This window comes from Arthrobacter sp. K4-10C, from assembly GCF_059090085.1.
The window spans coordinates 292,749-306,034 of record NZ_JBNHFI010000001.1 but is presented as its reverse complement, the minus strand read 5'-3'; the positions used below and the strand labels follow the sequence as shown (position 1 = coordinate 306,034).

General features: G+C 63.8%; 6 protein-coding genes. All 6 read left to right on the top strand.

Going from position 1 to position 13,286, the window contains the following annotated elements:
• The first annotated feature begins 73 nt into the window (after nt 1-73).
• Nucleotides 74-3,973 (top strand): DNA-directed RNA polymerase subunit beta', encoded by a 3,900-nt coding sequence (locus AC5RUU_RS01400; protein WP_493973420.1) that lies wholly within the window; start codon nt 74-76, stop codon nt 3,971-3,973.
• Nucleotides 3,974-4,427: 454 nt separating this feature from the next.
• Entirely contained in the window at nt 4,428-4,802 is a 375-nt protein-coding gene (gene rpsL / locus AC5RUU_RS01395; RefSeq protein ID WP_009358312.1) for a 30S ribosomal protein S12, read from the top strand.
• A gap of 1 nt (nt 4,803) precedes the next feature.
• Nucleotides 4,804-5,274, top strand: coding sequence for a 30S ribosomal protein S7 (gene rpsG / locus AC5RUU_RS01390; protein ID WP_013601837.1), 471 nt, complete (start codon nt 4,804-4,806; stop codon nt 5,272-5,274).
• A 69-nt stretch (nt 5,275-5,343) separates the two neighbouring features.
• Complete coding sequence (gene fusA, locus AC5RUU_RS01385; RefSeq protein WP_493973419.1) at nt 5,344-7,458, top strand: elongation factor G; 2,115 nt, start codon at nt 5,344-5,346, stop codon at nt 7,456-7,458.
• Nucleotides 7,459-7,719: 261 nt separating this feature from the next.
• Nucleotides 7,720-8,910, top strand: a complete 1,191-nt coding sequence (tuf, locus tag AC5RUU_RS01380) for an elongation factor Tu (RefSeq protein WP_493973418.1) — start codon at nt 7,720-7,722, stop codon at nt 8,908-8,910.
• A 152-nt stretch (nt 8,911-9,062) separates the two neighbouring features.
• Complete coding sequence (locus AC5RUU_RS01375; RefSeq protein ID WP_493973417.1) at nt 9,063-13,259, top strand: hypothetical protein; 4,197 nt, start codon at nt 9,063-9,065, stop codon at nt 13,257-13,259.
• Nucleotides 13,260-13,286: the final 27 nt, after the last annotated feature.

Genomic DNA, 13,286 nt, shown 5'->3' with positions numbered 1-13,286 from the left:
CCGCCGTCGTCCTCCTTCCTTCTCCCGCACCCAAGACTTCAGAATTTAGAGAACAAGAGAGAACAGGGACCATATGTCCAGCGAATCCTCCTTCGGCCTCATGCAGATCGGCCTCGCCACCGCGGAAGACATCCGCGGCTGGTCTTACGGCGAGGTTAAGAAGCCGGAAACCATCAACTACCGCACGCTCAAGCCCGAGAAGGACGGCCTCTTCTGCGAGAAGATCTTCGGCCCGTCCCGTGACTGGGAATGCTACTGCGGCAAGTACAAGCGCGTGCGCTTCAAGGGCATCATCTGTGAGCGCTGTGGCGTCGAAGTCACCCGCGCCAAGGTCCGCCGCGAACGCATGGGCCACATTGAGCTGGCCGCACCGGTTACGCACATCTGGTACTTCAAGGGTGTTCCGTCCCGCCTGGGCTACCTCCTTGACCTGGCACCGAAGGACCTCGAAAAGGTCATCTACTTCGCTGCCTACATGATCACCAGCGTCGACGAGGCTGCCCGCCACGAGGAACTGCCCAACCTGCAGGTTGAGCACGACATCGAGAAGAAGCAGCTGATCGACAACCGCGATTCCGATATCGCTGCCATCGCCCGCGACCTCGAGGGCGAAATCGCCCGCCTGGAGGCCGAAGGCGCCAAGGCTGCCGACAAGAAGAAGGCACGCGACTCCGCCGACCGCCAGATGGCCAACGTGCGCAAGCGCGCCGACGCCGACATCGAGCGCCTCGAGCAGGTCTGGGACCGCTTCAAGAACCTGAAGGTCGCCGACCTCGAAGGTGACGAGGGCCTGTACCGCGAGCTGCGCGACCGCTACGGCATGTACTTCGAAGGTTCCATGGGTGCCGAAGCCATCAAGAAGCGCCTTGAGAACTTCGACATGCAGGCCGAGTCGGACCTGCTCCGCGACGTCATCGCCAACGGCAAGGGCCAGCGCAAGACCCGCGCGCTCAAGCGCCTCAAGGTGGTCAACGCGTTCCTGACCACCAACAACAGCCCGCTTGGCATGGTCCTCGACGCCGTCCCGGTGATCCCGCCGGAACTGCGCCCCATGGTCCAGCTGGACGGTGGCCGCTTCGCGACCTCCGACCTCAATGACCTGTACCGCCGTGTGATCAACCGCAACAACCGCCTCAAGCGCCTGCTTGACCTGGGTGCCCCGGAGATCATCGTCAACAACGAGAAGCGCATGCTTCAGGAAGCTGTTGACAGCCTCTTCGACAACGGCCGCCGCGGCCGTCCGGTCACCGGACCGGGCAACCGTCCGCTGAAGTCCCTGAGCGACATGCTCAAGGGCAAGCAGGGCCGTTTCCGCCAGAACCTCCTCGGCAAGCGCGTCGACTACTCCGGCCGTTCGGTCATCGTCGTCGGCCCGCAGCTGAAGCTGCACCAGTGCGGCCTGCCCAAGCAGATGGCACTGGAGCTCTTCAAGCCGTTCGTGATGAAGCGCCTGGTTGACCTCAACCACGCCCAGAACATCAAGTCGGCCAAGCGCATGGTGGAGCGTTACCGTCCGCAGGTCTGGGACGTGCTCGAAGAGATCATCACCGAACACCCGGTGCTGCTCAACCGTGCACCTACCCTGCACCGCCTGGGCATCCAGGCGTTCGAGCCGCAGCTTGTTGAAGGCAAGGCAATCCAGCTGCACCCGCTGGTCTGTGGCGCCTTCAACGCCGACTTCGACGGCGACCAGATGGCAGTCCACCTGCCGCTGAGCCCCGAGGCCCAGGCTGAGGCACGCATCCTGATGCTGTCCTCGAACAACATCCTGAAGCCCTCCGACGGACGCCCGGTCACCCTTCCTTCGCAGGATATGATCATCGGCCTCTACCACCTGACCACCAAGCGGAAGGGTTCGGCTGGTGAAGGCCGCGTCTTCGGCTCGGTCTCAGAAGCCATCATGGCGTTCGACGCCCGCGAGCTGCACCTGAACTCGCAGGTCAAGATCCGCCTCGAAGGCTTCGTTCCGTACGCCGGCTGGGAAGCCCCCGAAGGCTGGGAGCCGGGTCAGCCCGCGCTCGTCCAGACCTCCCTGGGCCAGGTGCTCTTCAACGAGACCCTGCCCGAGGACTACCCCTGGGTGGAGGCTGTTGCCGACAAGGGCGAACTGTCCCGTATCGTCAATGACCTCGCCGAGCGCTACCCGAAGGTTGTCACGGCTGCCACGCTGGACAACCTGAAGGATGCCGGTTTCTACTGGGCCACCCGTTCGGGCGTCACCGTTGCGATCTCCGATATCGAGGTCCCGGCCGCCAAGCCGGAAATCCTCGCAGGTTACGAGGAGCGGGCCGCCAAGATCCAGGGCCAGTACGACAAGGGCCTGATCGACGACGACGAGCGCCGCCAGGAACTGATCGAGATCTGGAACAAGGCAACCAACGAGATCGCTTCGGTGATGCGTGAAAGCCTGTCCCCGATGAACACCATCAACCGCATGGTGTCCTCCGGTGCACGTGGTAACTGGATGCAGGTCCGCCAGATCGCGGGTATCCGTGGCCTGGTGGCCAACCCGAAGGGTGAAATCATCCCGCGCCCCATCAAGTCCTCCTACCGTGAGGGCCTGTCGGTGCTGGAATACTTCATCGCCACGCACGGTGCCCGTAAGGGCCTCGCCGATACCGCTCTGCGTACCGCCAACTCGGGTTACCTGACCCGTCGTCTGGTGGACGTGTCCCAGGACGTCATCGTCCGCGAAGAGGACTGCGGCACCGAGCGCGGCCTGGTCACGCCCATCGCCGTCGCCGATTCCAACGGTGAGCTGGTGCTGGACGAGAACGTCGAGAACAGTGCCTACGCACGTACGCTGGCTGTCGACGTCGTGGACTCCGAGGGCAAGGTCCTCGCCGCCGCCGGTACCGACTGCGGCGACGTGGTCATCGATGAGCTCTACAAGGCAGGCATCACCGAGGTCAAGGTCCGCTCCGTACTCACCTGTGAATCCAGCGTCGGCACCTGCGCCCTGTGCTATGGCCGTTCGCTGGCAACCGGCAAGACCGTGGACATCGGCGAGGCCGTGGGCATCATCGCCGCACAGTCCATCGGTGAGCCCGGTACCCAGCTGACCATGCGTACGTTCCACACTGGTGGTGCAGTTTCCGCCAGTGGTGGCGATGACATCACTCAGGGTCTGCCCCGTATCCAGGAGCTCTTCGAAGCCCGTACTCCGAAGGGTGTTGCACCGATTGCCGAGGCAGCCGGCCGCATCACCATCGAAGAGTCCGAGCGCCAGATGCGCCTGGTCATCACCCCGGATGACGGAACCGAAGAGATCGCGTACCCGGTCCTGCGCCGTTCACGCCTGCTGATCGAAGACGGCGACCACGTCGCCGTCGGCCAGAAGCTGATCAACGGTCCTGTCGATCCCAAGCAGGTCCTGCGCATCATGGGTCCCCGTGCGGCACAGAAGTTCCTGGTGGACGAGGTCCAGGGCGTGTACCGCAGCCAGGGCATCGGTATCCACGACAAGCACGTCGAGGTTATCGTCCGTCAGATGCTGCGCCGCGTCACGGTCATCGAGTCCGGCGAATCGGACCTGCTTCCCGGCGAACTCGCCGAGCGCAGCCGCTTCGAAGACGCCAACCGCCGCGTTGTGTCCGAGGGGAAGACTCCGGCATCCGGACGTCCTGAGCTCATGGGCATCACCAAGGCCTCGCTGGCAACCGAGTCCTGGCTGTCCGCAGCTTCCTTCCAGGAGACCACCCGCGTCCTGACGCAGGCGGCCATGGAAGGCAAGAGCGATCCGCTGCTGGGCCTCAAGGAGAACGTCATCATCGGTAAGCTGATCCCGGCCGGTACGGGTCTCCCGCGCTACACCGAGGTCACAGTCGAACCCACTGAGGAAGCAAAGGCCAACCTCTTCACCGGCCCAAGTGCATTCAGTGACTTCTCGTACGACACCCTGGGTGGCGACGGAGCTCCTGAGTTCCACGCCATCCCGCTGGATGACTACGACCTGGGCAACGACTTCCGCTAAGGAAGTCCCGTTGATTGGCTGAAAGGCCCCGCCTCCACGTTTGTGGGGGCGGGGCCTTCCGCTTTCAACTAAGTAGCAGCAGGTGTCGTTATGGGCGCCCATAACGACACCTGCTGCTACTTAGTTGGGGGAGGCGACGGCGATTAAGGCATGGAGGCCGTCCATGCTAGACTTGTTACCAATTGTTATTGTGGCAGTGGATGAGTGCGCCGGTCCCAGTTGGAAGACTGTGGCCAGAGCGACGTTTCCGGTTTGCAGGGTTCTTGTGCAACGTATGCCACATTTTCGCATGCCTAGGGACATTTGGACGCGAGTCAGGTCATGGGTATGGGATCCGACTATTAAGGCTTCGCCTTCGCCGCCCTGGAGATTCCCTTCAGGGCCCGGGCGGCGGGGCAACGCAACAAGAGAGCGGCCGGAGACGGCTGCTCCGGATAAAACGGAGAACACGAGAGTGCCTACGATTAACCAGCTGGTCCGCAAGGGCCGCACGCCTAAGGTCTCAAAGACCAAGGCTCCCGCGCTTAAGGGCAGCCCGATGCGCCGCGGTGTTTGCACCCGCGTCTACACCACCACCCCCAAGAAGCCGAACTCGGCTCTGCGTAAGGTGGCACGTGTGCGCCTCAACGGCGGCGTTGAAGTAACCGCCTACATCCCCGGTGTTGGCCACAACCTGCAGGAGCACTCCATTGTGCTCGTCCGCGGTGGTCGTGTGAAGGACCTCCCGGGTGTCCGCTACAAGATCGTCCGTGGCGCCCTCGATACCCAGGGCGTGAAGAACCGTAAGCAGGCCCGCAGCCGCTACGGCGCAAAGATGGAGAAGAAGTAATATGCCTCGCAAGGGTCCGGCCCCCAAGCGGCCGCTCGTACAGGATCCGGTCTACGGTTCCCCGCTGGTAACCCAGCTCATCAACAAGGTCCTCGTTGACGGCAAGAAGTCCACGGCAGAGCGCATCGTCTACGGTGCCCTCGAAGGCGCGCGCGCCAAGTCCGGCGGCGACCCCGTCGCAGCGCTGAAGAAGGCCATGGACAACGTCAAGCCTTCCCTCGAGGTCCGCTCACGCCGCGTCGGCGGCGCCACCTACCAGGTTCCGGTTGAGGTCAAGCCTGGCCGCTCCACCGCACTCGCCCTGCGCTGGCTGGTCGGCTACTCCAAGGCCCGCCGCGAAAAGACGATGACCGAGCGCCTCCAGAACGAAATCCTGGATGCCTCCAACGGTCTCGGTGCCGCTGTGAAGCGTCGCGAAGACACCCACAAGATGGCCGAGTCCAACAAGGCCTTCGCACACTACCGCTGGTAATACTTCCCGTACGCCGCCGGCTCAACCGAGCCGGCGGCGAACGTGTAGTCCATCCCAAAAGGAGACCCCGTGGCACAGGACGTGCTTACCGACCTTAGTAAGGTCCGCAACATCGGCATCATGGCCCACATTGATGCCGGCAAGACCACCACAACCGAGCGCATCCTGTTCTACACGGGTGTGAACCACAAGATCGGCGAAACGCACGACGGCGCTTCGACCACTGACTGGATGGAACAGGAAAAGGAACGCGGCATCACCATCACGTCTGCCGCCGTGACCTGCTTCTGGGAAAACAACCAGATCAACATCATCGACACCCCCGGCCACGTGGACTTCACCGTTGAGGTAGAGCGCTCGCTGCGCGTCCTCGACGGCGCCGTTGCCGTCTTCGATGGCAAGGAAGGCGTTGAGCCCCAGTCCGAGACCGTTTGGCGCCAGGCTGACAAGTACAACGTCCCGCGCATCTGCTTCGTCAACAAGATGGACAAGCTCGGTGCCGACTTCTACTTCACGGTAGACACCATCATCAGCCGCCTGGGCGCCAAGCCTCTCGTGATGCAGCTTCCCATCGGTGCCGAGAATGACTTCATCGGCGTCGTGGACCTGCTCTACATGCGCGCACTGGTGTGGCCCGGCGATGCCAAGGGTGACGTCACCATGGGTGCCAAGTACGAGATCCGTGAGATCCCGGCTGACCTCCAGGAAAAGGCCGAAGAGTACCGCGCAGCGCTCGTAGAGACCGTTGCAGAGTCCTCCGAGGAACTCATGGAGAAGTACCTCGAGGGTGAAGAAATCTCGATCGACGAGCTCAAGGCCGGCATCCGCAAGATGACGATCAACTCCGAGCTCTACCCGATCTTCTGCGGTTCCGCCTTCAAGAACCGTGGCGTTCAGCCGATGCTCGATGCAGTTGTCGACTACCTGCCGAACCCGCTCGACGTCCCCCCGATGGTCGGCCACGATCCTCGCGACGAAGAGAAGGAACTGACCCGCAAGCCTTCCTCCGAAGAGCCGTTCTCCGCACTGGCGTTCAAGATTGCTGCGCACCCGTTCTTCGGCCAGCTCACCTTCATCCGCGTGTACTCCGGTCACGTGGAAGCAGGCGCCCAGGTGGTCAACTCCACCAAGGGCAAGAAGGAGCGCATCGGCAAGCTGTTCCAGATGCACGCCAACAAGGAAATGCCTGTTGAGGGCGCTACCGCCGGTCACATCTACGCAGCCATCGGTCTGAAGGACACCACCACGGGTGACACCCTGTGTGATGCCAACAATCAGATCGTCCTCGAGTCCATGAGCTTCCCGGAGCCCGTGATCTCGGTTGCCATCGAGCCCAACACCAAGGGTGACCAGGAGAAGCTCTCCACGGCCATCCAGAAGCTCTCCGCTGAGGATCCCACCTTCCAGGTGTCCCTCAACGAAGACACCGGCCAGACCATCATCGCCGGCATGGGCGAGCTCCACCTGGACATCCTGGTGGACCGCATGCGCCGCGAGTTCAAGGTCGAGGCAAACGTGGGCAAGCCCCAGGTTGCCTACCGAGAAACCATCAAGCGTGCTGTGGAGCGTCATGACTACACGCACAAGAAGCAGACCGGTGGTTCGGGCCAGTTCGCAAAGATTCAGATTGCGATCGAGCCGCTGGACACCGCCGAGGGCGAGCTGTACGAGTTCGAGAACAAGGTCACCGGTGGCCGCGTTCCCCGCGAGTACATCCCGTCGGTCGACGCTGGTATCCAGGATGCGCTGAACGACGGCGTCCTGGCCGGCTACCCGGTTGTGGGCATCAAGGCCACGCTGGTTGACGGCGCGTACCACGATGTCGACTCCTCGGAAATGGCGTTCAAGATCGCCGGCCGTATGGCTTTCAAGGAAGCTGCACGCAAGGCGAACCCTGTTCTGCTCGAACCGCTGATGGATGTCGAGGTCCGCACCCCTGAGGAATACATGGGTGAAGTTATCGGTGACCTCAACTCCCGCCGTGGCCAGATGCAGTCCATGGAAGATGCGCAGGGCGTCAAGGTTGTTCGTGCACACGTTCCGCTGTCCGGAATGTTCGGTTACATCGGTGACCTGCGCTCGAAGACCCAGGGCCGTGCTGTTTACTCCATGACGTTCAACAGCTACGCCGAGGTCCCGAAGGCAGTTGCCGACGAGATCATCCAGAAGAGCCGCGGCGAGTAGTCCCCAGGACTTTCAAAGCGATCACCTCGGGTGCGCCCGCCGGAAACGGAAAGCGCAGCCAGTACAGGTGGCCGGGCCTGGTCGGATTCATCCGGCCAAGCAAGGCCCGGCCACCTGTACGAACAGGCTCAAGGGACTAGTATTAGTTCCTGAATCTGCAATTTCACCAATCCAAAGCCCCCAAGTAGACTTGCCTGAGTTTCTGCCGCGACAAGCGCGGTTGAAGGGCAAGCCATTTGAAAACGTTTCTAGGAGGAACCTGTGGCAAAGGCAAAGTTCGAGCGGACTAAGCCGCACGTCAACATCGGCACCATCGGTCACGTTGACCACGGTAAGACGACGCTGACGGCCGCCATTTCCAAGGTGCTGTACGACAAGTACCCGGATCTCAACGAGAAGCGCGACTTCGCGTCGATCGACTCTGCTCCCGAAGAGCGTCAGCGCGGTATTACCATCAACATCTCCCACGTGGAGTACCAGACCGAGAAGCGTCACTACGCACACGTTGACGCCCCCGGTCACGCTGACTACATCAAGAACATGATCACCGGTGCTGCCCAGATGGACGGCGCAATCCTCGTGGTTGCTGCTACCGACGGCCCCATGGCACAGACCCGTGAGCACGTTCTGCTCGCCCGCCAGGTTGGTGTTCCCTACCTGCTGGTCGCGCTGAACAAGGCTGACATGGTTGAGGACGAGGAACTCCTCGACCTCGTCGAAATGGAAGTTCGTGAGCTCCTGAGCTCGCAGGGCTTCGATGGCGACGACGCTCCGGTTGTCCGCGTTTCCGGCCTGAAGGCACTGGAAGGCGACCCCGAGTGGGTCAAGTCCGTTGAGGACCTGATGGCTGCTGTCGACGAGTCCGTTCCGGACCCCGTACGTGACCGTGACAAGCCGTTCCTGATGCCGATCGAGGACGTCTTCACCATCACCGGCCGTGGCACCGTTGTTACGGGCCGCGCCGAGCGTGGAACCCTCGCCATCAACTCCGAGGTCGAGATCGTCGGCATCCGCCCCGTTCAGAAGACCACGGTTACCGGTATCGAGATGTTCCACAAGCAGCTCGACGAAGCATGGGCCGGCGAGAACTGTGGCCTCCTGCTCCGCGGTCTGAAGCGCGACGATGTCGAGCGTGGCCAGGTTGTCGTCAAGCCGGGTTCCATCACCCCGCACACCGACTTCGAGGCAAACGTCTACATCCTCTCCAAGGACGAAGGCGGACGCCACAACCCGTTCTACTCCAACTACCGCCCGCAGTTCTACTTCCGTACGACGGACGTTACCGGCGTTATCACCCTGCCCGAGGGCACGGAAATGGTTATGCCCGGCGACAACACTGAGATGACCGTTGCGCTCATCCAGCCCATCGCCATGGAAGAGGGCCTCGGCTTCGCTATCCGCGAAGGCGGCCGCACCGTTGGTTCGGGACGTGTTACCAAGATCAACAAGTAGTCCTTGCTGATCAACGGTTATCCGGGGCCCGGTCCCGAATAATCCACAGGAAGCCCCGCTGCCATGTGCAGCGGGGTTTTCTTTTGCTAACTTAAGTCCAGTCACTGGATAAATAGCAGCTGCACTGTGCTGCCTGTTGGAAGGGCGCCGGCATGAAGGACACATCCTACGAAGCGGGTTACCGCGACGGCCACCTGCAGGGGTGGCTGGATGCGATGGCCAAAGTCGCCCAGGGGCAGCCCCAGGGCCAGCCTTTGCCCCCGGTCCCCGGGCGCCCGGTCCATGTGCCGCTTCAGGACGGGCGCCTCGAGCAAGGAGGCACTGTTCACCACGCTTGGGCCATTCCTCCAGCTGACCCGCCGCTGGCGGCACTCCAGCATCGCCCGTCAACTTCCATGCCGATGACGACTGCCACTCCGGCCAGTAAAACTGGCCGGACTGATCCGCCTCAGCCAGCCAGGCCGGTTGTCCGGCCGGCAGCGACGCAGCCACTTGCCGCCAAGCCGGTCCGCCCTGCTGAGACTCCCGAGGAGCGCAAGGCCCGCCGGGAACGCCGGGACAGGCAGAACATCAACATCACCCTGTACGTCGCGAGCCTGCTGCTCGTGGCGGCCGCGGCCCTGTTCGTGGGGACCGGGCTTGCCCCGATGTTCCGCTTCGCCGGCGTCTGCGCGGTTGCTGGCTTCTTCTACGCCTCCGGCTTGGTGCTCCACCACAAGGCGCCCCGGCTTAGGCCTGCAGCAGTGGCGTTCACCGGTACCGGCCTGGCATTGGTTCCCGTGGTAGGCCTTGCGCTGTACAACTTCGTTTGGCTGAACGGCCCGGCGGTTTGGCTGCTTACCTCCCTGGCCGGCACCATCGCGTACATCGCGGCTGCCCTTCGGCTGGAAAGTCGCGTCCTGGTGTATCTGTCGCTAACGTTCGGCGTTTCGACTGCGTGGTCTGGCCTCGCCGTGCTGGGCGGGGCCCTGGTTTGGTACTTTGTTGCGCTCATCGGCATGGCGGTGCTGCTCACCCTGGTGTCGCTGTTGAGCCCGGGGTGGCTTCCTCCAGTTTTCGTGAGGCCGTTGGCGTCCCTTCACCCGGTTGTGGTTCCCGCCGCAGCCCTGGCCGCCACCTTCGTCCCGTTGCTGCTCACCAGGTGGGAGTATGCCCTCGTTCTCGGCTCCTGCGCTTCGTACTTCGGCGTCATGGCAGCCGTCCGGACGGCCCCGTTCAGGCTGCCAAATTTCTATGCGGCACGGGCGGCCCTCACAATCGCCTGCAGCGTCGCCGTCTGGGACTTCACCGGGCAAGGGGCGAATGCGCTGTTCACCGCCGGGGCGCTTCTTGCACTACAGTCAGTCGCAACCACGCTTGGCAGCGGAAGCTTGGACTCCTGGTTCTCCCGCCGGATTGCAGGGGCTGGGCGGGCCGCAAGCGGGCGGGGCACGGCCGACGGCGGCACTTCACCCGGTGCCGGATGGTGGCGCCTGGACGCCCTCCTGACATTCGGAGCGCAGTTTGCGGTGACCGCCGGGTTCGCCGGAAGCGTTGCCCTTCCCGGTCTAATGGCTGCTTCGCCCGGGGACAGCGGCACGGTTCCGCTCTGGCTGCCGGTCCTGATCTTGCTGCTGACCAGCTTTGTACTGGCCACGAGGCTGCGCGGGGCAGCCGAGTTTACACCGTTTGTGCCTTTGGCGCTGGCCTGGTTCTTCAGCCCGGTGCTGGGTGAGTGGGAGTTTGCAGCGATGCCGGTGGTGGCCTCGCTCATCTGGCTGGCACGTTCGTTCAGGACGGGGGAGGAACTGCGGCGTGTGCTGGAGTTGAATGGCCGGGTGGCGGCCACCTTGGCTGTTCCTGCCGCGGCAGCGGCCCTCACTGAGGGGGAACTGCAAAACCATGCCATATGGTCCAGCCTTGTTGCCGTCGCTGTCGGGCAGCAGCTGCTGTCGGCGGCACTGCAGCGTTTCGGGTTCCGCGCGCTGGCGCCGCAGGCCACCCTCGCCGCCTTTGCAGGCCTCGGAGTTGCGGGAGTCGCGTTCCTGGCGTCCGTCGACACTACACCGGGTGCCTGGCTGACTACGCTGGTAATCCTGCTGCAGCTGGTGGCGGCCGCCACCACGGGCCTGATGCTGGTCCGGCGTCCTGGCGAGGCCTCTGCCTGGCGTCCCACTGTAGGGGAAGTGCTGCCGCTGGCGGTCGGTTCGGTCATGGTGGATTTCGCTTTCCGATTCGTATCCCAGGCCGCAGGCAACACTGCCCTGGCATTGGTGATTGCCTATCTGTCCGGTACCGCCATCATCCTTCCGGCACGTCTCCACCGCTGGTGCTACTGGTGGTTGTCCCGGATTGCGGGCACGATCCTGGTGGTCACAGCGTTCGGGCAGCTTGCACAGGGCGCGGGCGTGCCGGTGGTGGCGGGAGAGGAGCTTCGGCAAGCCACTGTGCTGGCTGTGGCTCTCGGGCTACAACTGACGCTTGTCCTCGGGGCTTACCTCCTGCGGCGTACGCCGCGGGGGACGGCCGTTGACGCGGGCCTGGTGATCCTCCTGCAGCTTGCTGGTTGTACCGGCCTGGAACCGCTGGGAGACGGCAGCTGGCAGGCCATCTTTGTACCCGCTGTTGCTGCCGCCTCGGCGGTACTTGCAGGCTGCGTGCTGCGGCAGGAGGGCGGCTCTCCGTGGTTTGCGCCGGCGTCGTTCGCTGTGCTCCTGTACCTGTCTTCAGGCAACCTGCTCCTGGTGGAGGTGCTGCTGGGCGTTTTCGGGCTCTTTGCCGCGGTCATGGTGGCGGCCGCGCCCCGGACCCTGCAGAAGGGCTGGTACTTCGTGTCGGCCCGGATACTCACAGCGGCCTTGGCCGTTGTGCTCAGCTATGACATCACCGCTTCACCCGCGGTGGTGTCCCTGACCTTCGCCTGGGTCCTTGCCGCCCAGCACGCGGCGCGGTGGGTGCTGCGCTCCCGGTTAGAGACGGTGCCCTTCCAGCAGGCAGCCGTGTGGATCACGCTGGCCGGCCAGGCACTTCTGCCCCTGGTTTACGCCCTTCAATACGGCCATGCAGGCGACGGCGGCGGCCGCGGCGTCCTGTTCCTGGAACTGGCCCTGCTGCTGGTGTCCGCTATCGTTGCCCGCCGGCTGTTTGCCGCCCGCGGGGCGCTGTTCTTCGGTGTCTACGCGCTGCTGTTTGCGGTGCTCGCTCTGGGCCCCTTTGCCACCTTCGGTGCGCAAATGCTGCTGGGTTACACCGGAACCGCCGTTGTGCTTTTGCTTCTGGGGCTTTCCGCGGCAGGGGCGGGCGTGTTGGGAAACCGGCGGAACGCTGTGCCCTCCGGCATCGAGCACTGGCTGTGGCTCACCGCAGCCGGGTCCTTCACGGGGGCCGCGCTGCTTACCGCACCCTTGGCAGCCGGCTGGGTTGCCGGTGCCGCCGTCCTTGCCTTGGCAGCCGTCCTTTGTACTGCTTCCCACGTCGAGCGGATCCCTGCGCTTTACCCCCTGGCTGTGGCGGGATTGCTGACAGGAGCCTGGCTGCTCGCGGGTTCCCTGTTCGGGGACCACCCTGGAGAATGGGGCCGCTATGTTCCTTGGCTGGCAGGACCGGGCGCGGTGGCGGCAGGTCTCTATGTTCTGCGTCAGGCCCGCGCCGACCGCCTGGCGGAAGAGCCGGTCCGCCGGTGGTCCTTGGCCGGCGCGTCCTTTCTTGGGTTAGGGGCAGCGGCGGCTGCCGGGCTGCCCGCGGATGCAACATCATGGTGCGCTGCTGTCCTCCTGACGTGCACGGCCGGAGTCGCCGTGCTTGAAGTCCCCACGGCCATGCGCCGCGTTACGGCTGAACTGGCTGCGCTGGCCGTTGTGGCAGCAATCCAGCGCGCGGCCATCTTCCACCTGGACACAGCGGACAGGCTGGGCGTTGCCGGTGTCGGGTCGGCCTGGTCCGCGACCGGGCTGCCAGACCCGTTTTGGGTTGCCCAGTGGTATGTGGTTCTGGGTGCCCTGCTGGCCGCCTTACGGTACCTGGCAGGACAGAACGGAACGGGCCGGGCCTTCGCTGCGGCTTCGGCCGTACTGCTCACCCTGTCCGGCGTCGGCGTGGTTTTCAGCGGGGCGGGCGGCCAGCAGTTGTGGCTCCTGGTCATGCTGGCAGTGCTGCTCGTCGCGGGGCTGGCGCTTGGCGACAGGACATTTGTCCGCTGGGGCGCGGGCGGAGTCGCCGCGTGCATCCTATGGGCAATGCGGGAGTACACCTTCGCCCTGCTGGCGCTTGTCGCCGTCGGACTTATTGCGTTTGCCGTGTGGCGGCTCAACCGCAGCACGGGCTCTGAAGCGGCCGAAAAGCACGACAGCCCTGTACGGAACCTTCCCTGATACTGTGGCAGCATCGAGAGGAGATCA

What these genes read in the sequence shown, in the direction of transcription:
- rpsG (WP_013601837.1), top strand. Translation starts at nt 4,804, where the DNA reads ATGCCTCGCAAGGGTCCGGCCCCCAAGCGGCCGCTCGTACAGGATCCG.
- AC5RUU_RS01375 (WP_493973417.1), top strand. Translation starts at nt 9,063, where the DNA reads ATGAAGGACACATCCTACGAAGCGGGTTACCGCGACGGCCACCTGCAG.
- AC5RUU_RS01400 (WP_493973420.1), top strand. Translation starts at nt 74, where the DNA reads ATGTCCAGCGAATCCTCCTTCGGCCTCATGCAGATCGGCCTCGCCACC.